Here is a 24,122-nt window from a genome sequence, read left to right on the forward strand (position 1 = left end):
TTTGTTTGTTCTTTACTATTACTAGTAAAAAACGCTTTCTACTTTTAATATTTTTCTTATCTCAATATGTCAATGAACTTTTTCTTTCTACTTTCGTAGATAGATAGTGGAGAATAACGGAGTCGAACCGTTGACCCCCTGCGTGCAAGGCAGGTGCTCTAGCCAGCTGAGCTAATTCCCCATTTTTTAAGTATGAGTTATTAGTTTTGAGTTATGAATTCATATCTCATACATTCTCAACTTCTAAAATTTCCTTTAAGTTTTTTTAAACTTATAAATTATATTTAATAACTTATAACTTTAAATTAGTTGTCTCGGACAGACTCGAACTGTCGACCCCTACATTATCAGTGTAGTACTCTAACCAGCTGAGCTACGAGACAAGGTGATTTGGGATTTATGATTTTAAATTAACGATTGCAGATCTAAATCTGAAATCAAAAATCGTTAATCAACAATCTTAAATCGTTTATCTTTAACTTAAATTTTATTCAATTTTTTTAAATTAACAGCAAGAGTAATAAATTCTTAATATTCTAAATCCTTTAGATTCTTCGTCTTTTTCCCTACCGTGCTTATAAATAAGCTAACACTAAGGCTCTAGAAAGGAGGTGTTCCAGCCGCACCTTCCGGTACGGCTACCTTGTTACGACTTAGCCCTAGTTACCAGTTTTACCCTAGGCAGCTCCTTGCGGTCACCGACTTCAGGCACCCCCAGCTTCCATGGCTTGACGGGCGGTGTGTACAAGGCCCGGGAACGTATTCACCGGATCATGGCTGATATCCGATTACTAGCGATTCCAGCTTCACGGAGTCGAGTTGCAGACTCCGATCCGAACTGAGAACGGTTTTGTAGATTCGCTCCTATTTGCATAGTGGCTGCTCTCTGTACCGTCCATTGTAGCACGTGTGTAGCCCAAGGCGTAAGGGCCGTGATGATTTGACGTCATCCCCACCTTCCTCACAGTTTACACTGGCAGTCTTGTTAGAGTTCCCGACATGACTCGCTGGCAACTAACAACAGGGGTTGCGCTCGTTATAGGACTTAACCTGACACCTCACGGCACGAGCTGACGACAACCATGCAGCACCTTGTAAATTGTCTTGCGAAAAGTCTGTTTCCAAACCGGTCAATCTACATTTAAGCCTTGGTAAGGTTCCTCGCGTATCATCGAATTAAACCACATGCTCCACCGCTTGTGCGGGCCCCCGTCAATTCCTTTGAGTTTCAAACTTGCGTTCGTACTCCCCAGGTGGGATACTTATCACTTTCGCTTAGCCACTGAAATTGCTTCCAACAGCTAGTATCCATCGTTTACGGCGTGGACTACCAGGGTATCTAATCCTGTTCGCTACCCACGCTTTCGTCCATCAGCGTCAATATATTAGTAGTAACCTGCCTTCGCAATTGGTATTCCATGTAATCTCTAAGCATTTCACCGCTACACTACATATTCTAGTTACTTCCTAATAATTCAAGCCCTACAGTATCAATGGCCATTTCCCGGTTGAGCCGGGAGATTTCACCACTGACTTATAAGGCCGCCTACGGACCCTTTAAACCCAATGATTCCGGATAACGCTTGGACCCTCCGTATTACCGCGGCTGCTGGCACGGAGTTAGCCGGTCCTTATTCTTACGATACCGTCAAGCTAGTTCACGAACTAGTGTTTCTTCTCGTACAAAAGCAGTTTACACACCATAGATGCTTCATCCTGCACGCGGCATGGCTGGATCAGGCTTGCGCCCATTGTCCAATATTCCTCACTGCTGCCTCCCGTAGGAGTCTGGTCCGTGTCTCAGTACCAGTGTGGGGGATCTCCCTCTCAGGACCCCTACCCATCGTAGTCTTGGTAAGCCGTTACCTTACCAACTAACTAATGGGACGCATGCTCATCTTTCACCGTTGTGACTTTAATAATGTCTCGATGCCGAGTCATTATACTATGAGGTATTAATCCAAATTTCTCTGGGCTATCCCTCTGTGAAAGGTAGATTGCATACGCGTTACGCACCCGTGCGCCGGTCTCTAGGTCCGAAAACCTATACCCCTCGACTTGCATGTGTTAAGCCTGCCGCTAGCGTTCATCCTGAGCCAGGATCAAACTCTTCATCGTATATTGTGCGTTTGAATAAATTCAAACTATTAATTGTCGACTCAGTTTCTATCGGTTATTATTCGAATCTATCGATTCTATTACTCTTATTCTTGTGCTCTAACATCTCTGTTAAAGCGGCTGTCAATTCAATATGTCTAGGAACGTATTCTTATCTTGTTTGTCGTTTCGTTGTCATGTTAAACATGTTTCTCGAAGCGGGTGCAAAAGTAAAAAACTCTTTTGTTTCTCGCAAGAAAAATTTAAAGTTTTTTTTAGAATTTAAATCCTAATTTCTTTATTCTTTCTTACCAGTATCTCAAGGAACTTTCATCGTTTTGCGGGGTGCAAATGTAATTCGTTTCCTTTAACCTCACAAGCTTTATTTGATATTTTTTTTTGAAGAATTTCTTCCCCTTTATATCTCGTAATCCTTGCCAGTGTGTCAGTGAACATATTCGTTGTTGCGGGTGCAAAAGTACAGAGTCTTCCCCCTTAAACAATACTTTTTAAACGCCTTTTTTTAATCTTTTTTTTAATAGACTGAAAAAGCGGGGTTTGGGATTTGTGGTTTTTTAGGTTTGTAGGATTTTGGAATTATTACGCAGGGTGTTTTGTGGATATTGAATACTACTCTATTCTTGTTCTCGGGGGTTTTGTTCTTTATAAGTCGTGGCTTCAAAGTTTGAATTGGCTTCTTGTGGTTTTATTTCCAGAACCGCAGAACACTTTGATTGTAATTATTATCTTTTCTACCAATAATCAAGACCAATATGATTGCTAAAAGCATTTTCCCTTGTCCGATTTACACATCTATATATAAGTAGGAGTTGATTTTAGGCTAAAGCCCATTCTCTAGTTACTATAATCATCTGGCTAAAGCCAGACGCAATTCAAACACTATTTATCTGCATTCTTAAATCAAGCTTTATTGCTTTGATTAGTGCTCTTTGATTAGATCTAATAACACACAACTTATATATTACGCCCCATAACCCAACACTATGTTTCTAGAAATGCCCAATCCTCACTAGTAGCCCCTATAGCAGCGGCACCTTGTTGTGTTGCGATAGCATAACAACACCTATAGCGAATAGCGGGAATGCTAACTGATAAAAACTAGTCTACCTGCTCCTAAAAAGAAACATCAGGATCTACTTCATATATAATTAACAAAAAATCGGACATATAACAACGTAGAAAAAACGGATCAAGTCATATTGTTGTGGGGAAATATTAAAAAGGAGATATTTGTATTTTTAAAATTAGATAGAAATGCAAGATTTCTACAGAGAAAATATCAAGATACTTTTACCTGCAATTATTGTCGAATATTTCGAATTGACTTCTTATAAAAAAGAAGATGAAGTTTTAAATTTATATTTAAAAGAGATTAATTCACTACCAAAAGAATATCGTCAAAACAAATTAAGTTCAAAAGGATTCTTCGATGAAATAACAGTCCAGGATTTCCCTATCCGCGGTCATAAAATATATCTTCATATCACTCGTAGAAGATGGCTTAATGAAGACACTGGGGAAATTGTTTTAGTCCCGATAGCTATCCTATCGTGTGGACACATCTTTTTATTATTTTTACTTAAAAAAGATGGGTAGAGATTTTAGTGATTTAGATGACTTGCGATTGTTGTATCGAGGTAATAAGATTTTATCTGATTTATTTAGAAAGGGCATTCATTCGATAAGACAGCTTAGCGCAACGGATTCTGACGCTAAAGGGATGTATCGTTTTTTACAAAATGAACGAGTAAGTGAAGATGATATTATTGTAAATATGTCTTCAAATTGCAGAAAAGCTTGCGCTGGCAAATTTGTTGTTTGTATACATGATACTACTGAAATAAATTTAAGTAGTCATAGCAGAAGGATAAATAAGGATGACTTCATTGGAACTACCAATGCAAAAAACAGTCAAGGTTTAGGTTTTTTCTTAACCCGAGCTTAGTTTTTGATGCTCAAAATGGCACTCCTTACGGATAAGCTTCTATAAAAGTTTGGAATAGGCCGTTGAAGTTTAGTTCAAAATTTGAAAGAGGATATAACAGATTACCAATTGAAGAAAAAGAATCATACAAATGGCTTGAGGTGTCTAAAAACACTCAAAATTCCCTAAAAGATGTTGTACCTGCGATGGTTATAGCGCAAGATAGAGAAGGTGATATTTACGAACAGTTTGCCACAATTCCAGATGACACAACAGAACTTCTAGTAAGAGCTAGAACAGACAGAAAATTAAAGGACAAGTCCAATTTATTTAGCAGTGTAGCTACTGAACCCGTACAAGGTTCTTATCAAATTAAAATTGATGCCTGTGCTCAAACCAAAAGAAAGAAACGAAATGCTACCATTGAAATTAGGTACAAAGAAGTTGAATTAAAAAGACCAACAAATGCAAGTAAAACCATAGCTCCAAGTTTAAAATTATACTTTATTGAAGCTTCCGAAACCGGATATAACGCAAAGGATAAAATATGCTGGAGGCTTCTAACCACCATGCATGTCGAGAATGTTGAAATTGCCAAAAACTGCATAGAATGGTGTAGTTGGAGATGGACAATCGAAGAGGTTTTTAAGATTCTAAAAAAAGAAGGTTTTAACATTGAAGCATCTGAATTAGAATACGCTTGGTCAGTAAGAAAATTGAGTTTACTGATTATGGAAGTGGTTATCAAACTATTTTTAATGCGACTTGCATATGCTGAGCCAGAATTAGAAATAAGTTCTAACAGTTGTTTTACAGAAGAGGAAGAAGAGTTTTTAGAACATCAAATAAAACATTTAGAAGGTAAAACAGAGAAGCAGAAAAACCCATATAAACAAAAAGATTTAAAACGATACGTATGGGGCATTGCTAGACTTGGCGGTTGGAAAGGCTATGAAAGCAAAAGACATCCAGGGATTACAACATTATGGATTGGTCTGAAACATTTTAAAGATGCAATGGATGAATGGACCATTTGCAGAAATGTGTCCACACGATAGGATAGCTATCGGGAGGAATTTAGTAGCAGACGGAACTCGTGTAACACAGGAGTTTGCGTCTTTTTTAAAAGAGATCAATAGATTCTAGTCCAAATGATTGTAACACTATTGCTTCTTTCTATGGAGTTTCTGGTAGAAACCTCCAATGCCAATACAAAGACTTTTTAAGTGATTTTAAAGCTTGGGATCAAATAAAACATGCTAAAAAATGGCTTGTTTTTCCGAAAAACATTGGAAAGAACCTGTCAATAGACGAAACCTCCCTTTCAAATGGCGAACTCTATACTATTGTAACTAACAAATCTCGAAAAGGAAGAAAGGCAACTATTGTAGCTATGATTGCAGGAACTAAAGCCGATACAGTTATTGCAGTTGTAGAGAAAATTGCTCTTAAACAACGAAATCTAGTTCAGGAAATAACTTTAGACATGGCAGGAAATATGAATTTGATTGCCAAAAAATATTTTCCTAATGTAACTCGTGTTACTGATCGATTTCATGTTCAAAAACTAGCTACAGAGGCTTTACAGGAAATCAGGATTAAATATCGTTGGACAGCTATCTATCAAGAAAATGATGCTATTGAAAAAGCAAAAAAAAGACAAAGCAAATTTCGAATCTCAAATACTTTCAAATCGAGATGCACTTAAGCAATTACTAGCCAGAAGTCGTTATTTCTTACACAAAAACAAATCAAGATGGACTCAAAACCAAACGCAACGTGCCGCTTTATTATTTGAATTATATCCCGACATTTTAAAAGTATACAATTTAAGGGTCAATCTCAAATGTTGGGGAGGAATCGAAGATTTCATAACTTAGCGCCAAAAAAATCAAGCTTTGGAAAATTACATAGAACTATTAAAACTCATACTTCCTGAATTAATAGTAGAACACTTTGATTTAGTAAGTACTAAAATCGAACAAGAGAAAATGCACTTGTTTTTTGAAGAGAAAAATACTCCTCCCAAAGAGTTTAACAATCGTCAACTAGTCTCTAAAGGATTCTTAAACGAGATCACCATCCAAGATTTCCCTTTGAGAGGTAAATTGGTTTATTTATATATTAAACGACGAAGATGGACAGATAAAGAATCTCAAGCAATAATTCAACGTGATTGGAATATTATAGCACAAGGAACCCGCGTGACTCAAGAGTTTGCGGATTTTTTAAAAGAGATTATGAATACTATTAAAATTAACTATGATTCGATTTTAAACTACTTTGATAATAGAAGTACAAATGCTTCGGCAGAATCTTTTAATGCTAAAATAAAAGCATTCAGAAATCAATTTAGAGGAGTACGAAAAGTGGATTTCTTTCTCTTTAGATTAACTAAATTATTTGCCTAATCCCCAACTTTTGTTCTTCATCCGGTTTTCGTTATGATCGTGCACCAACCACTAAAATAATCTCCTCAACAAGCCTTCGTTTTTTATCAAAACAGATATAAAGCAAAAAACCCTTATCCGATTAGGATAAGGGTTTTTAAAGATCCTGAAATAAATTCAGGATAAAGAAAGGCGACGACATACTCTCCCACATAACTGCAGTACCATCTGCGCAGGCGGGCTTAACTACTCTGTTCGGGATGGGAAGAGGTGAGCCCCGCCGCAATAACCACCTTAAGGTCGTTTTGCAATGGGTAAACTAGCTTTTAGCTAATCAACATTACATAATATCTTAACATACTGAGATAAAGAAAAAAGTATTTATTAGAAAGTTTCCCCAGTGCACTTTCGTGCACTGGAAAGGGTGTACATAAGCTTACGGATTATTAGTACTACTCGACTATGACATTACTGCCTTTACATCTATAGCCTATCAACGTGGTCATCTCCCACGATCCTTAAAAGAAATCTCATCTTATGGTGGGTTTCGCGCTTATATGCTTTCAGCGCTTATCCCTTCCAAACGTAGCTACTCTGCGGTGCCACTGGCGTGACAACAGATACACTAGAGGTTTGTCCAATTCGGTCCTCTCGTACTAGAATCAGATCCATTCAAATTTCTTGCGCCCACAGTAGATAGAGACCGAACTGTCTCACGACGTTCTGAACCCAGCTCGCGTGCCACTTTAATGGGCGAACAGCCCAACCCTTGGGACCTTCTCCAGCCCCAGGATGTGACGAGCCGACATCGAGGTGCCAAACCCCCCCGTCGATATGAGCTCTTGGGGGAGATCAGCCTGTTATCCCCGGCGTACCTTTTATCCTTTGAGCGATGGCCCTTCCATGCGGAACCACCGGATCACTATGCTCTACTTTCGTACCTGATCGACCTGTATGTCTCTCAGTCAAGCTCCCTTATGCCATTGCACTCTACGCACGGTTACCAAGCGTACTGAGGGAACCTTTAGAAGCCTCCGTTACTCTTTTGGAGGCGACCACCCCAGTCAAACTACCCACCAAGCAATGTCCTCCGCATAGCGGAGTTAGGCTTCAGACAAACAAAGGGTTGTATTTCAACAATGACTCCACAACGCCTAGCGACGCCACTTCACAGTCTCCAACCTATCCTACACATCATTTGTCCAAAGTCAATACTAAGCTATAGTAAAGGTGCACAGGGTCTTTTCGTCCCACTGCGGGTAAACGGCATCTTCACCGTTACTACAATTTCACCGAGCTCATGGCTGAGACAGTGTCCAGATCGTTACACCATTCGTGCAGGTCGGAACTTACCCGACAAGGAATTTCGCTACCTTAGGACCGTTATAGTTACGGCCGCCGTTTACTGGGGCTTCATTTCAATGCTTCTTCTTGCGAATAACATCTCCACTTAACCTTCCAGCACCGGGCAGGTGTCAGGCCCTATACTTCATCTTACGATTTTGCAGAGCCCTGTGTTTTTGATAAACAGTCGCCTGGACCTCTTCACTGCGGCCAGCATTGCTGCTGGCGACCCTTCTCCCGAAGTTACGGGTCTATTTTGCCTAATTCCTTAGCCATGAATCTCTCGAGCACCTTAGAATTCTCATCTCGACTACCTGTGTCGGTTTGCGGTACGGGTACTATTAACCTGAAGTTTAGAGGTTTTTCTTGGAAGCCCTTAGGTGCACTATCTCTTTGTCCGAAGACGCCGAGTACTATCGTATTTCCCCAAGCCGCGTGGATTTGCCTGCGCAGCTTATAGGTAGGTACTTCAACGAACTATTCCGTCAGTTCGCGGCACTTTCATCACTCCGTCACCCCATCACAGTTAACAGTAGTACGGGAATATTAACCCGTTGTCCATCGACTGTCCCTTTCGGGTTCGCCTTAGGTCCCGACTAACCCACAGCTGATTAGCATAGCTGTGGAAACCTTAGTCTTTCGGTGTGCGGGTTTCTCGCCCGCATTATCGTTACTTATGCCTACATTTTCTTTTCTAACTAGTCCAGCATACCTTACGATACACCTTCAACCCTGTTAGAATGCTCCCCTACCACTTACAATAAATTGTAAATCCATAGCTTCGGTAATATACTTATGCCCGATTATTATCCATGCTCGTCCGCTCGACTAGTGAGCTGTTACGCACTCTTTAAATGAATGGCTGCTTCCAAGCCAACATCCTAGCTGTCTATGCAGACAAACCTCGTTCTTTCAACTTAGTATATATTTGGGGACCTTAGCTGATGGTCTGGGTTCTTTCCCTCTCGGACTTGGACCTTAGCACCCAAGCCCTCACTGTTAGTGAACATTATATAGCATTCGGAGTTTGTCAGGAATTGGTAGGCGGTGAAGCCCCCGCATCCAATCAGTAGCTCTACCTCTATATAACTTTATAACTAACGCTGCACCTAAATGCATTTCGGGGAGTACGAGCTATTTCCGAGTTTGATTGGCCTTTCACCCCTACCCACAGATCATCCCAAGACTTTTCAACGTCAACGGGTTCGGTCCTCCACTTTGGGTTAACAAAGCTTCAACCTGTCCATGGGTAGATCACACGGTTTCGCGTCTAACACTACTGACTAAAGCGCCCTATTCAGACTCGCTTTCGCTACGGATCCGTGGCTTAACCACTTATCCTTGCCAGCAACGTTAACTCGTAGGCTCATTATGCAAAAGGCACGCCGTCACCCCACGAAAGGGCTCCGACCGCTTGTAAGCGTATGGTTTCAGGATCTATTTCACTCCGTTATTCACGGTTCTTTTCACCTTTCCCTCACGGTACTGGTTCACTATCGGTCTCTCAGGAGTATTTAGCCTTAGCGGATGGTCCCGCCAAATTCAGACAGGATTTCTCGTGTCCCGCCCTACTCAGGATACCACTATCTATTATATTCATTACTTATACAGGGCTATCACCTTCTTTGGCTTTACTTTCCAGTAAATTCTAATTCTTCATACATAAAATGTCGTGGTCCTACAACCCCAACATTGCCGTAACAACATTGGTTTGGGCTAATCCGCGTTCGCTCGCCACTACTTACGGAATCACTTTTGTTTTCTTCTCCTCCGCCTACTTAGATGTTTCAGTTCAGCGGGTTTGCCCACCTATCGGTGTACTAGATCTTCAATCTAGTGGGTTGCCCCATTCAGGTATCTACGGATCAATCGGTGTGTGCCCGTCCCCGTAGCTTTTCGCAGCTTATCACGCCTTTCATCGCCTCTGAGAGCCAAGGCATCCCCCATACGCCCTTATTTTGCTTATTGTACCAATCTTAAAATTAATTAAGACCGTTTTTGTTTGTTCTTTACTATTACTAGTAAAAAACGCTTTCTACTTTTAATATTTTTCTTATCTCAATATGTCAATGAACTTTTTCTTTCTACTTTCGTAGATAGATAGTGGAGAATAACGGAGTCGAACCGTTGACCCCCTGCGTGCAAGGCAGGTGCTCTAGCCAGCTGAGCTAATTCCCCATTTTTTAAGTATGAGTTATTAGTTTTGAGTTATGAATTCATATCTCATACATTCTCAACTTCTAAAATTTCCTTTAAGTTTTTTTAAACTTATAAATTATATTTAATAACTTATAACTTTAAATTAGTTGTCTCGGACAGACTCGAACTGTCGACCCCTACATTATCAGTGTAGTACTCTAACCAGCTGAGCTACGAGACAAGGTGATTTGGGATTTATGATTTTAAATTAACGATTGCAGATCTAAATCTGAAATCAAAAATCGTTAATCAACAATCTTAAATCGTTTATCTTTAACTTAAATTTTATTCAATTTTTTTAAATTAACAGCAAGAGTAATAAATTCTTAATATTCTAAATCCTTTAGATTCTTCGTCTTTTTCCCTACCGTGCTTATAAATAAGCTAACACTAAGGCTCTAGAAAGGAGGTGTTCCAGCCGCACCTTCCGGTACGGCTACCTTGTTACGACTTAGCCCTAGTTACCAGTTTTACCCTAGGCAGCTCCTTGCGGTCACCGACTTCAGGCACCCCCAGCTTCCATGGCTTGACGGGCGGTGTGTACAAGGCCCGGGAACGTATTCACCGGATCATGGCTGATATCCGATTACTAGCGATTCCAGCTTCACGGAGTCGAGTTGCAGACTCCGATCCGAACTGAGAACGGTTTTGTAGATTCGCTCCTATTTGCATAGTGGCTGCTCTCTGTACCGTCCATTGTAGCACGTGTGTAGCCCAAGGCGTAAGGGCCGTGATGATTTGACGTCATCCCCACCTTCCTCACAGTTTACACTGGCAGTCTTGTTAGAGTTCCCGACATGACTCGCTGGCAACTAACAACAGGGGTTGCGCTCGTTATAGGACTTAACCTGACACCTCACGGCACGAGCTGACGACAACCATGCAGCACCTTGTAAATTGTCTTGCGAAAAGTCTGTTTCCAAACCGGTCAATCTACATTTAAGCCTTGGTAAGGTTCCTCGCGTATCATCGAATTAAACCACATGCTCCACCGCTTGTGCGGGCCCCCGTCAATTCCTTTGAGTTTCAAACTTGCGTTCGTACTCCCCAGGTGGGATACTTATCACTTTCGCTTAGCCACTGAAATTGCTTCCAACAGCTAGTATCCATCGTTTACGGCGTGGACTACCAGGGTATCTAATCCTGTTCGCTACCCACGCTTTCGTCCATCAGCGTCAATATATTAGTAGTAACCTGCCTTCGCAATTGGTATTCCATGTAATCTCTAAGCATTTCACCGCTACACTACATATTCTAGTTACTTCCTAATAATTCAAGCCCTACAGTATCAATGGCCATTTCCCGGTTGAGCCGGGAGATTTCACCACTGACTTATAAGGCCGCCTACGGACCCTTTAAACCCAATGATTCCGGATAACGCTTGGACCCTCCGTATTACCGCGGCTGCTGGCACGGAGTTAGCCGGTCCTTATTCTTACGATACCGTCAAGCTAGTTCACGAACTAGTGTTTCTTCTCGTACAAAAGCAGTTTACACACCATAGATGCTTCATCCTGCACGCGGCATGGCTGGATCAGGCTTGCGCCCATTGTCCAATATTCCTCACTGCTGCCTCCCGTAGGAGTCTGGTCCGTGTCTCAGTACCAGTGTGGGGGATCTCCCTCTCAGGACCCCTACCCATCGTAGTCTTGGTAAGCCGTTACCTTACCAACTAACTAATGGGACGCATGCTCATCTTTCACCGTTGTGACTTTAATAATGTCTCGATGCCGAGTCATTATACTATGAGGTATTAATCCAAATTTCTCTGGGCTATCCCTCTGTGAAAGGTAGATTGCATACGCGTTACGCACCCGTGCGCCGGTCTCTAGGTCCGAAAACCTATACCCCTCGACTTGCATGTGTTAAGCCTGCCGCTAGCGTTCATCCTGAGCCAGGATCAAACTCTTCATCGTATATTGTGCGTTTGAATAAATTCAAACTATTAATTGTCGACTCAGTTTCTATCGGTTATTATTCGAATCTATCGATTCTATTACTCTTATTCTTGTGCTCTAACATCTCTGTTAAAGCGGCTGTCAATTCAATATGTCTAGGAACGTATTCTTATCTTGTTTGTCGTTTCGTTGTCATGTTAAACATGTTTCTCGAAGCGGGTGCAAAAGTAAAAAACTCTTTTGTTTCTCGCAAGAAAAATTTAAAGTTTTTTTTTAGAATTTAAATCCTAATTTCTTTATTCTTTCTTACCAGTATCTCAAGGAACTTTCCGTGTTTTGCGGGGTGCAAATGTAAAACGTAAATTCTAATCTCACAAGCTTTATTTGATATTTTTTTTGAAGAAATTTTCTTCTTTATATATCATTTGCTTGTCAGTCTGTCAGTGAACGTAATCGTTGTTGCGGGTGCAAAAGTAGTGAGTCTCTACCGTTAATCAATACTTTTTAATAACCTTTTTTTAATCTTTTTTTTAATAGACTGAAAAAGCGGGGTTTGAGTTTTGTGGTTTTTTAGGTTTGTGGGAATTTGGAGTTATTTTTCCGTGGTTTTATGGTAACCAAGGCCTACTCTATTCTTTTGTTTGGGGGTTTTGTGGTGATTGGCTACTACTCTATTCTTGTTTTCGGGGGTTTTGTTCCTTATAATGGGTGGCTCAGGACTTCGAAATGGTTATTTCTTATCTTGAAGCTAGCGTTTCGAAACGTTTTGATTGGGTTTGTTGGCTTTTTTACCTATTATCAAGTCCAGTGTTGATAGCTAAAGGCATTTTCTCTTGTCCAATTTACTTATCTATATATAGGTAGGAGATGATTTTCGGCTAAAGCCCCTTCTTCACCTATTATAATCATCTGGCTAAAGACAGACGATATTCAAACATTCTTTGTCTGGAGCACTGAATTGATTCGTTTGAAACCTGTACTTTATAGCATACATTATATACTATGACTCCAAAAAAATCTAAAAAACCACCTCGTAGCCCCGATAGAAGCGGCATCCTGTTGTGTTGCGATAGCATAAACAACAGATATAGCGCATAGCGGGACCATGCTTACTGATGAAAACCAATCTTGCTGCTCCAGAAAAGAAACATTCATCTGAAACATAGATGATCAATTAAATTTTTAGACAAGAAAAATAAACGAATACAGTTTTAAAAACTTTTAAATCGAAGCAAATTAGGATCAAGACAAAAAGTTGTGGGGAAATATTTAAATAAGGATATTTGTATTTTAAAATCTTTTCCCAATGCAAGATTCTTTTAATGAGATCCTAAAATTATTACTACCTGAGATAATAATAAACTATTTTGAACTTACTTCTTATAAAAAGGAAAATGAAGCACTCCATCTTTATCTAAAAGAGATTAATTCACTACCAAAAGAATATCGTCAAAACAAATTAAGTTCAAAAGGATTCTTCGATGAAATAACAGTCCAGGATTTCCCTATCCGCGGTCATAAAGTATATCTTCATATCACTCGTAGAAGATGGCTTAATGAAGACACTGGTAAAGTTGTTTTTAGAGATTGGAATTTAGTAGCAGACGGAACTCGTGTAACACAGGAGTTTGCGTCTTTTTTAAAAGAGATCAATAGATTCTAGTCCAAATGATTGTAATACTATTGCTTCTTTCTATGGAGTTTCTGGTAGAAACCTCCAATGTCAATACAAAGACTTTTTAAGTGATTTTAAAGCTTGGGATCAAATAAAACATGCTAAAAAATGGCTTGTTTTTCCGCAAAACATTGGAAAGAACCTGTCAATAGATGAAACCTCCCTTTCAAATGGCGAACTCTATACTATTTTAACTAACAAATCTGGAAAAGGGAGAAAGGGAACTATTGTAGCTATGATTGCAGGAACTAAAGCCGATACAGTTATTGCAGTTATAGAAAAAATCGCTCTTAAACAACGAAATCTAGTTCAGGAAATAACTTTAGACATGGCGGGAAATATGAATTTGATTGCCAAAAAATGCTTTCCTAATGCAACTCGTGTCACAGATCGATTTCATGTTCAAAAACTAGCTACAGAGGCTTTACAGGAAATCAGGATTAAATATCGTTGGGAAGCTATCGATCAAGAAAATAATGCTATTGAAAAAGCAAAAAAAAGCAAATCTAATTTCGAATCTCAAATACTTTCAAATGGAGATACACTTAAGCAATTACTCGCTAGAAGTCGTTATTTCTTATACAAAAACAAATCAAGATGGACGCATAACCAAACGCAACGTGCCACTTTATTGTTTGAATTATATCCAGACATTTTAAAAGCATACGATTTAGCACAAGATTTGCGTACTATCTTTGAAAAAACAACTGACAAAATCATTGGGTTTGCAAAACTAGCCAAATGGCATGAAAAAGTAGATCAATCCGGATTCAAATCTTTCGGCACAATCTCTCGTACAATTACAAATCATTATCAGACCATATTAAATTATTTTGACAATAGAAGTACTAATGCCTCTGCAGAATCATTCAATGCCAAAATAAAAGCATTCAGATCAAAATTCAGAGGAGTTAGAAATATAGAATACTTCCTGTTTAGACTAACTAATATATATGCTTAATTTGTTCCACTCCACAGGTTTTCGTTATGATCCGCAAATTAAACAACAAAGGAAGATAATTGATCTCTAGCCATTCCTGGAGTGCAGCAAACCGAACAGCCTGAAAACAAAAAAACCACCTAACAAAAGTTAGATGGTTTTACGATGAGCCGGCGGAGGGACTCGAACCCACGACCTGCTGATTACAAATCAGCTGCTCTAGCCAACTGAGCTACGCTGGCGTCTCATTTCGGGTGCAAATATAAGCATCATTTTGAAAGATGCAACAAAACGGATAAAAATTTTTATATAAATTTTAAAATAACGGATCCTATATAAATAGCACTTACAAAAGCGCCCTTATGCTTACAATAGAAACTGCCTTAAAACAAAAAAACCACCTAACAAAAGTTAGATGGTTTTGCGATGAGCCGGCGGAGGGACTCGAACCCACGACCTGCTGATTACAAATCAGCTGCTCTAGCCAACTGAGCTACGCTGGCGTCTCATTACGGGTGCAAAGATATACATGATTTTGAATTTACCAAAATAAATCTGCACTATTCCGCAATTTTATTGACTACAAATCGTTGATTTTTGCAATTAATTGATTTGCAGTTTGTTCCAATTCAACATTGATTTGTTTGAAATGTGCTTTTTTATTTTCAACGTTCTTTGCGTTCACTTTTGCGATCAAAACATCAAATGCAGCGATAGCTTCATCGATCAAATTGTTCGTTTCATCAGTTGGTTTTCCTGAAGTAGAGATTTCGAATAAATAAACTGCTTCAATAATATCACCTAAAACGTAGTTGATGTCTTTTTTTAAATTCTTAACGTTTGCCATTTTTTTTTAATTTTAATTTGCGTGTGCAAAAATACACATAATCTTTCTATTCCTTACTATGAAATGTAAATTTCTAAAAGAGAAGCTTTTCCGCTTAGTTCATAGCTTTTTAAACCCGCAGGCACAAGCACAGTATCTCCTTTTTTAAAGGTATACTTTTGATTGTTAGCAATAATTTCAAACTCTCCATCAATACACATATATACTGTAAAGCTTTCCCCTGTTTTATTTATGGTAATTTCACCATCTAGCGGAACTGAATTTGTTGTGAAATACTTGCAGTCTACAATATTATTAGACTCATTAACTCTGTCAGTATAATCTTTATAAGTATCGACCTTGTTATAGTTTATCGCATCTAACGCTAAATCGATATGCAATTGTCTTGTATTACCTTCTGCATCTACTCTGTCAAAATCATAAAGACGATAGGTAATATCAGAGGTTTGTTGGATTTCAGCTACTACCAATCCTGCTCCAATGGCGTGAACCGTACCTGTTTCTAGAAAAAACACATCACCTTTTTTAACCTCAACAGTATCTAGAATTGACAAAAGTGTTTTGTTTTCTAGATTCTGAACATATTCCTTGGCAGTTGAATCTTCTTTGAACCCAACAATTATACGAGCATCACTATCTACTTGCATGATGTACCACATCTCTGTTTTCCCAAATGAGTTATGTCTTTCCTGTGCTAAGGCATCATTTGGATGCACTTGTATCGAAAGATCTTGTTTGGCATCTAGATATTTAAACAACAAAGGAAAATCTGTACCAAATCTTTTATAAACTTCTGTTCCTAAAATTTCGTTTGGGCTTGCATCTATCAGTTCTGTAAGCGATTTCCCTTTTAATTCGCCAGTCGAAACAACGCTTACATCACCTTTGACAGCTGACAATTCCCAACTTTCCCCTGTAACACCTGAAGTAATTGATTTATTCAAGACAGTTTTCAACTTCTCTCCTCCCCAGATCCTCTCTTTTAAGATGGGTTCAAATTGTAATGGATATAACTTCATACTATTCTTATTTAACCTATTTGGTTAGCTCTTTTACTTTTTCTAATGCTTTAATTATGTGATTTTTTCCAAAAATAGAATTAAAAACCATTTGTACAACTCCATCTTTATCTACAACAAAGGTAACTCTAGCCGAAAGTATCCCGAAAAACCGTGAAGAAATACCGAATTGATTTTTTATTTTTTGATCTTCGTCAGACAACAATATAAAAGGAAGGTTATGTTTGGTTGAAAATTCTTGATGTGATTGCTGTCCATCGCTACTAATCCCGATAACTTCTGCTCCTAAATCCTGAAAATCTTGATAGCTATCTCTAAAACCGCAGGCTTGAGCAGTACATATAGCGGTATCATCTTTTGGATAAAAATAAATTACCACTGGTTTTTCACCAATTATGGATTGACTTTCAAAAACGTTCCCTCGTACATCCTTCGCACTAAACACCGGCACTTTATCACCTACTTTTAAAATCATTATTCTCCTTTATAGGTTACAAAATTCCTTGGAGTTTCATACAAAACGATTTCTAAATCTAAATCAGGTTGAATCCTTTTTCTAATTTTATTCCAAATCACCACTACAATGTTTTCTGCAGTAGGATTTAAATTTTCAAAATCGGGAACATCAAGGTTTAAATTTTTGTGATCAAAAGGGTTTTCAACTTCCTCTTTAATTATATCAGCCAAAATCTTAACATCTACAACAAATCCTGTTTCTGGATCAATTGCCCCTGTCACACTCACAATTAACTCATAATTATGTCCATGATAATTAGGGTTATTACATTTTCCAAAAATAGCATCATTCTTTTCGAAAGACCAATCTTTGCGATACAATCGGTGCGCTGCATTGAAATGTGCCTTTCTACTGATCGTTACTTTCATATATTGCTATTTTTATCTTTATTTATTTTACGTTCACATAACATACATTTATATCCATTTTATCAGAATACAATCTTTGCTTTTTTTTAAACTTTATTTTCTTCTATAAAATGATAAAATTGTTCGAAAATAATCTTAAACCATGCTGTATAACTCTCCGGATGCAATCCTATATCTGTTTGTACAGCTTCAATCGTCATCCATTTCCAATCTTGTACTTCTTCCTTATTAACAACTGGAACTTCATTGTAATACCCAATCATCACATGATCTAATTCATGTTCCGTCAATCCGTTATCAAATGGGGCTTTGTATATAAAATGGAATAATTCTTTTAACTCCGTTTGAAATCCCATTTCCTCAAATAACCTTCGACCTCCGGCTTGAAGATTTGTTTCACCTTCTCGCTGATGACTACAACAAGTATTTGTCCAAAGTAGCGGGGAATGGTATTTATGCGATGCTCTTTGCTGAAGCATCATTTCGTTTTTATTATTTAAAACAAAAACCGAAAAAGCACGATGTAAAACCGCTTTTTCATGAGCTTCCAATTTAGGCATTAAACCAATTTGCTCGTCTTTTTCGTTAACTAATATTACATTTTCTTCTATCATAATTATTTCTAGCATTACAAAAATACAAAAAGATAAGTAACAGCGTCAGAATTACTAAATGGATTATCAACCTTGAACCTTATTTTTTAAGACTTTGAGCAATCATCAAAGCGCATTTTTCGCCATCAATTGCTGCAGAGATAATTCCTCCTGCATAACCAGCACCTTCTCCACATGGATACAATCCTTTTATATGTAGGTGTTCCAATGTGATTTCGTCTCTAGGAATCCTTACTGGAGAAGAAGTTCTTGATTCTGGGGCATGAAGAATAGCTTCATTAGTCAAATAGCCTTTCATGGATTTCCCAAATTCGGAGAACCCTTCTCTTAAAATCTGACTTAAAAACCCTGGAAATACTTGTCCCATTTCAACCGAAGTGGTTCCTGGAACATAAGAAGTCTTTGGTATTTCACTTGAAACTTTATTTTGCACAAAATCAACCATGCGTTGCGCAGGGACCTTTTGAGTTTCCCCTGCCAAATGCCATGCTTTTTGTTCGATACTTTTTTGAAACTCCATTCCAGCCAATGCACCAAATTTCGCAAAAGGTTTAAAATCTTCCATCTTTAATTCGATGACTATTCCAGAATTTGCTGTAGCTTGATCCCGCTTGGACGGAGACCAACCATTGGTTACGACTTCTCCAGGACTCGTAGCACAAGGCGCAATCACTCCGCCAGGACACATACAAAACGAGTACATTCCCCTACCTCCTACTTGTTTTACAATACTATAAGGAGCAGGCGGTAAAAGTTCGCCCCTAAAATCACAACTGTACTGAATTTGATCAATTAAAGATTGAGGATGCTCTGCACGAACACCCAAGGCAAAAGGCTTAGCTTCAATGAAGATCTTTTTTCTATCTAATAATTCAAAAATATCACGTGCAGAATGACCCGTTGCTAAAATCATTTTATTAGCCAAAATCGTTTCGCCAGTTTGGGTAACGACTCCTTCTATTTCATCATTTTTAGTCAAAACATCTATTACTCTTGTTCCGAAAAGCACTTTTCCACCACATTCGATTATTTTTTCTCGAATGTCTTGAATGATTTGTGGTAACTTATTAGTTCCAATATGCGGATGTGCTTCTACCAATATATCTGGAGTTGCTCCAAAAGCCACCAGTAATTCAAGAATCCGAGTAACATCACCCCGCTTTTTGGAACGAGTGTATAATTTACCGTCCGAATAGGTTCCTGCACCACCTTCACCAAAACAATAATTGGAATCTTCGTCAACTATATGATCTCTATTGATAGCTTTTAAATCTCTTCTTCTGCCTTTCACATCTTTCCCTCTTTCTATCACGATAGGCCTCAATCCTAGTTCAACCAATTGCAAAGCTGCAAAAAGACCAGCAGGTCCTGCTCCTACAACAATTACTTCTTGGGAATTGACCACGGAAGGATAATCAGGCAATTCAATTTTATTTTCTTGAAAAGTTTCTCCCTTAAGGTAAACAGCTACTTTGAGATTAATTTTGATTACTTTTTGACGAGCATCAATAGATCTTTTTAAAATAACAACATGCTGTATTTCATTTACAGCTACTTTTATTTTTTTACCAATAAAATCTTTTAGTAAAGATTCATTACTGGCTATCTCGGGCGTGACTTGTATGAGAAGTTCTTGAGGCATTTTAATAGGTAGATTATTTTTTTGATACCAATTATCCGATTTTCGAAAACCGCATCAAAGAACAAAAGTAATATATTGAACTGAATTTTTATTCTATAACACTTATTCGAATTTCATTCTTTTTAATAAAAAGAGTATTAGTACCTTTACTTTTTTAAAATTTGAAATAAAATCTATGTCAAGAAAAATAAAAATGATCTGGGATTTTCGAGGTCCCGCTGGAGCAAAAACAGCCGAACACCATGAAATCCATCTAAAAGAATATATTGAAATCGAAAAGCTCTCTTTGAAAATTACTGGATTTGAAGTCAAAAATGAAATGCACGCCATTGCTTTTATGGTTGTAATCGACGAAAATATGTTGCAAGTTCGTGATGCATTGAAGCCACATCGGGCTGAACTGTATGAGCAGTAGCATAAAGTCGCAGTTTTTAGTATTCAGTTCCATAAACAGGAACTATACTATTATCTTAACAAACAAAAAAGCAGTTTAAGCCATACTGAAAACTGCGACTGAAAACTAAATCCTAATTAGCCACTTCGCTTATAAACTTGATACGCATAAAACGTAATTCGTCTAAATCATAGTCTCCATCAAATTCCTTTAAGGCGCCTTCAATGTTATCGGATTCTGACTCCATGAAATAGTCATGGATTTCTTCTTGTTGATCTTCATCCAATAGGTCGTCAATCCAGTATTTAATATTCAATTTAGTCCCTGAATAAACAATTTGCTCCATTTCTTTAATCAAAGCATCCATGGTTAAACCTTTTGCTTTGGCGATATCGTCAAGTGACAATTTTCTATCAATATTCTGAATAATATATAATTTGTTTACTGAATTGGTTCCTGTTGACTTTACCACTAAATCATCTGGACGAATAATATCATTATCCTCTACATATCTATTGATTAAATTGATAAATTCCTTACCATATTTTTTGGCCTTTCCTTCTCCAACACCGTGAATATTTACCAATTCTTCGATTGAAATGGGATATTTCAAAGCCATATCTTCCAAAGATGGATCTTGAAAAACGACAAAAGGAGGGACTCCAATTTTTTTAGCTTCTTTTTTTCGTAATTCGCGAAGCATGCTCATCAAGTTTTCATCAATGGCAGCAGTGACTTTTGAGGCTGAAACAATTGCTTCATCTTCCGTTTCATTATATTCATGATCATAAGACATCATAAACGAAGACGGATTTTTAATAAAATCTAATCCTTTGTCATTTATTTTTACAATACCATAGGTCTCTATATCTTTAGCCAAATAGCCTGCGACTAATACTTGACGTAATAATGCCATCCAATATTTTTCGTCAAACTTTGTACCACAACCAAAGAAAGGTTGTACATCTGTACGATGAGCTTTGATCATTGCATTAACTCTTCCTATTAATGTAAATACTATTTCTTTGGATTTATAAATATGTTTTGTATCCCTAACTACTTCAAGTAATTTAACTACTTGATCTTTGGCTTCTTCCTTTGCTTTTGGATTTCGAACATTGTCATCCATATCCGCACCATCACCTGTTACGTCATCAAACTCTTCCCCGAAATAATGCAATAGAAATTTCCTTCTTGACATAGAAGTTTCAGCATACGCTACTACTTCTTGAAGTAAAGCAAAACCAATTTCTTGTTCAGCCACCGGTTTTCCGGACATAAATTTTTCTAACTTCTCTACATCTTTATAAGAATAGTACGCTAAGCAATGTCCTTCACCTCCATCACGACCAGCACGACCTGTTTCTTGGTAATAACTTTCTAGAGATTTAGGAATATCATGGTGAATAACAAAACGAACATCCGGTTTGTCAATTCCCATTCCAAATGCAATTGTGGCTACCACAACATCAACATCTTCCATCAAAAACATATCTTGGTGCCTGGCTCTTGTTTTAGCATCTAATCCAGCATGATAAGGAACAGCACTAATACCATTCACCTTTAAAACTTCGGCAACGGCTTCTACTTTTTTACGACTTAAACAATATATAACTCCTGATTTCCCTTTATGTTGACGAATAAATCGAATAATATCCGATTCTACATTCTTTGTTTTAGTACGCACTTCGTAAAACAGGTTGGGTCTATTAAAAGAAGCTTTATAGGTAGTTGCATTGGACATATCTAAATTTTTCAGAATGTCTTCTTGTACTTTTGGAGTGGCAGTAGCCGTAAGACCTATAACAGGCACATCTCCTATTTGTTTGATAATATTTTTTAAATTTCGGTATTCTGGTCTAAAATCATGTCCCCATTCTGAGATACAGTGTGCTTCATCAATCGCTACAAAAGAAATAGTTACTCCTTTTAGAAATGCTACATTTTCCTCTTTAGTTAAAGATTCTGGAGCTACATAAAGCAATTTTGTTAGACCAGATGTTATATCTTTTTTAACTTGGGTTATCTCAGTTTTGGTCAATGAAGAATTTAAAACATGCGCTACCCCACTCTCTGATGACAAACTACGAATGGCATCAACTTGATTTTTCATTAAGGCTATTAGTGGTGAGACCACAATAGCCGTACCTTCCTGTATCAAAGCAGGGAGCTGGTAACAAAGTGATTTACCGCCACCAGTGGGCATAATTACAAATGTATTCTGTTTATTGAGTAAACCTTTGATTACTGGTTCTTGTAAGCCTTTGAACTGGCTAAAACCAAAATATTTTTTTAATTCTTTATGGATATCAATTTCGTTTGAATTCATTCTTTATTATCTGGTATTTTATATAAATTTGCACCATATAAAGATAATCATTTCTTTCACACTCACAAATTTTAACTATTCTGTTTTGATAACTAAAGAAAAAATATTGGCAATTGCCAAAAAAACCATTCTATCTGAAAGTGATGCCATTGCAAAACTTACTGATTTTCTTGACGATAACTTTTACAAAGCTACAGAAGCTATTTACAACTCAAAAGGAAGATTAGTCGTTACTGGAATTGGAAAAAGCGCGATTATTGCTCAAAAAATGGTAGCTACTTTTAACTCCACAGGAACCCCTTCTCTATTCCTACATGCCTCCGAAGCTATTCATGGTGATTTAGGAATGATCCAAAATGATGATGTAATCATCTGTATTTCCAAAAGTGGAAACAGCCCTGAAATTAAAATTTTAGTTCCTTTATTAAAACGTTTTGGAAATACTTTAATTGCAATCACAGGAAATACTTCCTCATTTTTAGCCAAAGGAGCCGATTATGTTTTGAACACTACTGTTGACAAAGAAGCTTGCCCTATAAACCTTGCGCCAACAAACAGTACTACCGCTCAGTTAGTGATGGGTGATGCATTGGCGGTTTGTTTAATGGAAATTCGTGATTTCAAACCTGAAGATTTTGCTGTCTATCACCCTGGAGGTGCCCTAGGTAAAAAACTACTTCTTAAAGTAAGTGACATGCTTGAACATACTTTGAAACCAATAGTTGCTCATGATGATTCTATTAAGCAAGTTATTTTTGAAATTTCAGAGAAAAGACTTGGAGTTACTGCAGTAGTTGAGAACAATAAGGTTATTGGAATCATCACTGATGGTGATATCCGAAGAATGCTTAATGATAGAGACTCATTTGCTGATTTGACTGCGAAAGACATAATGACTAAAAACCCTAAAGTGATCCATTCTACAGATATGGTTGTAGATGCTTTAAACATACTTGAAGATTTTAAAATCACTCAATTGATCGTTGTTGATAATGACGAATACCAAGGAGTGCTACATTTACACGATATTTTAAAAGAAGGAATAATATAATGGCAAAGAAAAACCTAAACGAGATGTCTTTCTTAGATCATCTTGAAGATTTAAGATGGTTATTAGTAAGAAGTACCATTGCCATTATTGTAATGGCTTTTTTCACTTATTTCATAAGCGACTACCTATTTGACACTATTATATTCGGTCCTACTAGACCTACTTTCTTCACTTACGTCTATATGTGTGACCTATCACATCAATTAGGCTTTGCTGAAAGTATCTGTATTACTGAAATGCCTTTCATTATCCAAAATACAGAAATGGAAGGACAAGTAAATGTTTTTATTTGGATCTGTCTTTTAGCAGGATTCATCCTTGCTTTTCCATTCATTTTATGGGAAATATGGAAATTCATTAGCCCCGCGCTTTATCAAAACGAAAAGAAGAATGCTAAAATATTCATCTTTTTCTCTTCCTTACTTTTCTTTATGGGAGTCCTATTTGGTTATTTTATAGTCATTCCTATGTCAGTTAATTTTGTGGCTACTTTTACAGTTAGTAGCGTTGTACTGAATCAATTTACGTTGAACTCTTATATTGGAATGGTGAAAACCTCGGTGCTTGCTAGTGGATTATTTTTTGAGTTACCAATAATCATTTATTTCTTAACCAAACTTGGATTAGTAACTCCGAGCTTTTTAAGAACCTATCGTAAGTATGCTATTGTATTAGTACTAATTATTGCTGCAATTGTTACTCCTCCAGATGTAGTAAGTCAAACCATTGTAGCTATTCCGATGTTATTAATTTACGAAGCGAGTATCTTTCTATCGGTATTTGTTCATAAAAATAAAAAATAATCGTAACAAAAAATTAGGATTATAATCTGTAGTTTATTCGTTTATTTGTA

The 24,122-nt window shown here is 37.6% G+C and carries 18 protein-coding genes, 6 tRNA genes and 4 rRNA genes; 11 read left to right on the forward strand and 17 right to left on the reverse strand.

Translation table 11 applies throughout. The features are described from left to right. Positions 1 to 107: 107 nt before the first annotated feature. The 3 genes from ABZP37_RS00450 to ABZP37_RS00460 form a co-directional block, all read right to left on the reverse strand. A tRNA-Ala gene (locus ABZP37_RS00450) sits at positions 108 to 181 on the reverse strand. Positions 182 to 309: 128 nt separating this feature from the next. Continuing rightward, positions 310 to 383 (reverse strand) — tRNA-Ile (locus tag ABZP37_RS00455). A gap of 221 nt (positions 384 to 604) precedes the next feature. Beyond that, positions 605 to 2,118: ribosomal RNA gene (locus tag ABZP37_RS00460) — 16S ribosomal RNA — on the reverse strand. A gap of 1,254 nt (positions 2,119 to 3,372) precedes the next feature. Between ABZP37_RS00460 and ABZP37_RS00465 the strand changes: the two genes are divergently transcribed. The 6 genes from ABZP37_RS00465 (at position 3,373) to ABZP37_RS00490 (ending at position 6,453) form a co-directional block, all read left to right on the forward strand. Next, positions 3,373 to 3,714 carry a transposase gene (locus tag ABZP37_RS00465; RefSeq protein WP_366184734.1) on the forward strand — a complete coding sequence of 114 codons (342 nt, stop codon included), beginning with the start codon at positions 3,373 to 3,375 and terminating at the stop codon, positions 3,712 to 3,714. After that, a complete protein-coding gene (locus ABZP37_RS00470; protein WP_366184736.1) occupies positions 3,707 to 4,063 on the forward strand; it encodes a transposase DNA-binding-containing protein in 357 nt (118 codons plus the stop codon). Before ABZP37_RS00465 ends, ABZP37_RS00470 begins: the two co-directional genes overlap by 8 nt. Positions 4,064 to 4,104: 41 nt before the next feature. Further along, positions 4,105 to 5,100 (forward strand): IS4 family transposase, encoded by a 996-nt coding sequence (locus tag ABZP37_RS00475; protein ID WP_366187444.1) that lies wholly within the window; start codon positions 4,105 to 4,107, stop codon positions 5,098 to 5,100. A gap of 287 nt (positions 5,101 to 5,387) precedes the next feature. Beyond that, entirely contained in the window at positions 5,388 to 5,750 is a 363-nt protein-coding gene (locus tag ABZP37_RS00480) for a transposase (protein WP_366187446.1), read from the forward strand. Continuing rightward, a complete protein-coding gene (locus tag ABZP37_RS00485; protein ID WP_366187448.1) occupies positions 5,677 to 5,922 on the forward strand; it encodes a transposase in 246 nt (81 codons plus the stop codon). The genes ABZP37_RS00480 and ABZP37_RS00485 overlap by 74 nt, the downstream gene beginning before the upstream one ends. Positions 5,923 to 5,940: 18 nt before the next feature. Then, positions 5,941 to 6,453: a transposase gene (locus ABZP37_RS00490; RefSeq protein ID WP_366184737.1), complete on the forward strand. Its 513-nt coding sequence runs from the start codon at positions 5,941 to 5,943 to the stop codon at positions 6,451 to 6,453. 166 nt (positions 6,454 to 6,619) lie between these two features. Here ABZP37_RS00490 and rrf read toward each other — a convergent pair. The 5 genes from rrf to ABZP37_RS00515 form a co-directional block, all read right to left on the reverse strand. Further along, a 5S ribosomal RNA gene (gene rrf / locus ABZP37_RS00495) occupies positions 6,620 to 6,729 on the reverse strand. A gap of 129 nt (positions 6,730 to 6,858) precedes the next feature. Then, positions 6,859 to 9,744: ribosomal RNA gene (locus ABZP37_RS00500) — 23S ribosomal RNA — on the reverse strand. Between the two features lie 136 nt (positions 9,745 to 9,880). After that, a tRNA-Ala gene (locus ABZP37_RS00505) sits at positions 9,881 to 9,954 on the reverse strand. Positions 9,955 to 10,082: 128 nt separating this feature from the next. After that, positions 10,083 to 10,156, reverse strand: a tRNA-Ile gene (locus ABZP37_RS00510). Positions 10,157 to 10,377: 221 nt separating this feature from the next. Continuing rightward, positions 10,378 to 11,891, reverse strand: a 16S ribosomal RNA gene (locus tag ABZP37_RS00515). The 16S, 23S and 5S rRNA genes sit together here with 2 tRNA genes alongside, the layout of an rRNA operon. Before the next feature lie 1,288 nt (positions 11,892 to 13,179). Here ABZP37_RS00515 and ABZP37_RS00520 point away from each other — a divergent pair. Together ABZP37_RS00520 and ABZP37_RS00525 are read left to right on the forward strand one after the other, a co-directional pair. Continuing rightward, positions 13,180 to 13,536, forward strand: a complete 357-nt coding sequence (locus ABZP37_RS00520) for a transposase (RefSeq protein ID WP_366182372.1) — start codon at positions 13,180 to 13,182, stop codon at positions 13,534 to 13,536. Positions 13,537 to 13,555: 19 nt separating this feature from the next. Continuing rightward, positions 13,556 to 14,509 carry a transposase gene (locus ABZP37_RS00525; RefSeq protein ID WP_366187450.1) on the forward strand — a complete coding sequence of 318 codons (954 nt, stop codon included), beginning with the start codon at positions 13,556 to 13,558 and terminating at the stop codon, positions 14,507 to 14,509. Positions 14,510 to 14,656: 147 nt separating this feature from the next. On the opposite strand, the gene ABZP37_RS00530 is transcribed toward ABZP37_RS00525, so the two are convergent. From ABZP37_RS00530 to ABZP37_RS00565, 8 genes are all read right to left on the reverse strand, one after another. Next, a tRNA-Thr gene (locus ABZP37_RS00530) sits at positions 14,657 to 14,730 on the reverse strand. Between the two features lie 187 nt (positions 14,731 to 14,917). Continuing rightward, positions 14,918 to 14,991: transfer RNA gene (locus tag ABZP37_RS00535), tRNA-Thr, on the reverse strand. Between the two features lie 77 nt (positions 14,992 to 15,068). Then, on the reverse strand, positions 15,069 to 15,335 hold the full coding sequence (locus ABZP37_RS00540) for a hypothetical protein (RefSeq protein WP_239867941.1): 267 nt from the start codon (positions 15,333 to 15,335) through the stop codon (positions 15,069 to 15,071). A 56-nt stretch (positions 15,336 to 15,391) separates the two neighbouring features. Continuing rightward, positions 15,392 to 16,354, reverse strand: coding sequence for a type I phosphomannose isomerase catalytic subunit (locus tag ABZP37_RS00545; RefSeq protein WP_366184740.1), 963 nt, complete (start codon positions 16,352 to 16,354; stop codon positions 15,392 to 15,394). Between the two features lie 16 nt (positions 16,355 to 16,370). Next, positions 16,371 to 16,829, reverse strand: a complete 459-nt coding sequence (locus ABZP37_RS00550; protein ID WP_366184742.1) for a peroxiredoxin — start codon at positions 16,827 to 16,829, stop codon at positions 16,371 to 16,373. After that, positions 16,829 to 17,239, reverse strand: coding sequence for a 6-carboxytetrahydropterin synthase (locus ABZP37_RS00555; protein WP_366184744.1), 411 nt, complete (start codon positions 17,237 to 17,239; stop codon positions 16,829 to 16,831). The genes ABZP37_RS00550 and ABZP37_RS00555 overlap by 1 nt, the downstream gene beginning before the upstream one ends. Before the next feature lie 86 nt (positions 17,240 to 17,325). Continuing rightward, positions 17,326 to 17,853 (reverse strand): isopentenyl-diphosphate Delta-isomerase, encoded by a 528-nt coding sequence (gene idi / locus ABZP37_RS00560; RefSeq protein WP_366184745.1) that lies wholly within the window; start codon positions 17,851 to 17,853, stop codon positions 17,326 to 17,328. Positions 17,854 to 17,932: 79 nt separating this feature from the next. Beyond that, the gene (locus ABZP37_RS00565; RefSeq protein ID WP_366184747.1) at positions 17,933 to 19,495 is read right to left on the reverse strand and encodes an FAD-dependent protein; all 1,563 of its coding nucleotides are present in this window, start codon (positions 19,493 to 19,495) and stop codon (positions 17,933 to 17,935) included. Between the two features lie 175 nt (positions 19,496 to 19,670). Here ABZP37_RS00565 and ABZP37_RS00570 point away from each other — a divergent pair, with 175 nt between their 5' ends. After that, positions 19,671 to 19,910, forward strand: coding sequence for a hypothetical protein (locus tag ABZP37_RS00570; protein ID WP_366184749.1), 240 nt, complete (start codon positions 19,671 to 19,673; stop codon positions 19,908 to 19,910). Between the two features lie 112 nt (positions 19,911 to 20,022). Here the strand turns inward: ABZP37_RS00570 and ABZP37_RS00575 are convergent, their stop codons facing one another. After that, positions 20,023 to 22,218 (reverse strand): RecQ family ATP-dependent DNA helicase, encoded by a 2,196-nt coding sequence (locus tag ABZP37_RS00575; RefSeq protein WP_366184751.1) that lies wholly within the window; start codon positions 22,216 to 22,218, stop codon positions 20,023 to 20,025. 85 nt (positions 22,219 to 22,303) lie between these two features. Between ABZP37_RS00575 and ABZP37_RS00580 the strand changes: the two genes are divergently transcribed. Together ABZP37_RS00580 and tatC are read left to right on the forward strand one after the other, a co-directional pair. Further along, positions 22,304 to 23,269, forward strand: a complete 966-nt coding sequence (locus ABZP37_RS00580) for a KpsF/GutQ family sugar-phosphate isomerase (RefSeq protein ID WP_366184752.1) — start codon at positions 22,304 to 22,306, stop codon at positions 23,267 to 23,269. Further along, on the forward strand, positions 23,269 to 24,072 hold the full coding sequence (gene tatC, locus ABZP37_RS00585; protein WP_366184754.1) for a twin-arginine translocase subunit TatC: 804 nt from the start codon (positions 23,269 to 23,271) through the stop codon (positions 24,070 to 24,072). Before ABZP37_RS00580 ends, tatC begins: the two co-directional genes overlap by 1 nt. The last annotated feature ends 50 nt before the right edge of the window (positions 24,073 to 24,122 follow it).

Source organism: Flavobacterium ovatum (assembly GCF_040703125.1).
Lineage (GTDB): Bacteria > Bacteroidota > Bacteroidia > Flavobacteriales > Flavobacteriaceae > Flavobacterium > Flavobacterium ovatum.

What these genes read in the sequence shown, in the direction of transcription:
- idi (WP_366184745.1), bottom strand. Translation starts at nt 17,853, where the DNA reads ATGATAGAAGAAAATGTAATATTAGTTAACGAAAAAGACGAGCAAATT.
- ABZP37_RS00565 (WP_366184747.1), bottom strand. Translation starts at nt 19,495, where the DNA reads ATGCCTCAAGAACTTCTCATACAAGTCACGCCCGAGATAGCCAGTAAT.
- ABZP37_RS00520 (WP_366182372.1), top strand. Translation starts at nt 13,180, where the DNA reads ATGCAAGATTCTTTTAATGAGATCCTAAAATTATTACTACCTGAGATA.
- ABZP37_RS00575 (WP_366184751.1), bottom strand. Translation starts at nt 22,218, where the DNA reads ATGAATTCAAACGAAATTGATATCCATAAAGAATTAAAAAAATATTTT.
- ABZP37_RS00470 (WP_366184736.1), top strand. Translation starts at nt 3,707, where the DNA reads ATGGGTAGAGATTTTAGTGATTTAGATGACTTGCGATTGTTGTATCGA.
- ABZP37_RS00570 (WP_366184749.1), top strand. Translation starts at nt 19,671, where the DNA reads ATGTCAAGAAAAATAAAAATGATCTGGGATTTTCGAGGTCCCGCTGGA.
- ABZP37_RS00545 (WP_366184740.1), bottom strand. Translation starts at nt 16,354, where the DNA reads ATGAAGTTATATCCATTACAATTTGAACCCATCTTAAAAGAGAGGATC.
- ABZP37_RS00485 (WP_366187448.1), top strand. Translation starts at nt 5,677, where the DNA reads ATGCTATTGAAAAAGCAAAAAAAAGACAAAGCAAATTTCGAATCTCAA.
- ABZP37_RS00555 (WP_366184744.1), bottom strand. Translation starts at nt 17,239, where the DNA reads ATGAAAGTAACGATCAGTAGAAAGGCACATTTCAATGCAGCGCACCGA.
- ABZP37_RS00540 (WP_239867941.1), bottom strand. Translation starts at nt 15,335, where the DNA reads ATGGCAAACGTTAAGAATTTAAAAAAAGACATCAACTACGTTTTAGGT.
- ABZP37_RS00465 (WP_366184734.1), top strand. Translation starts at nt 3,373, where the DNA reads ATGCAAGATTTCTACAGAGAAAATATCAAGATACTTTTACCTGCAATT.
- tatC (WP_366184754.1), top strand. Translation starts at nt 23,269, where the DNA reads ATGGCAAAGAAAAACCTAAACGAGATGTCTTTCTTAGATCATCTTGAA.
- ABZP37_RS00550 (WP_366184742.1), bottom strand. Translation starts at nt 16,829, where the DNA reads ATGATTTTAAAAGTAGGTGATAAAGTGCCGGTGTTTAGTGCGAAGGAT.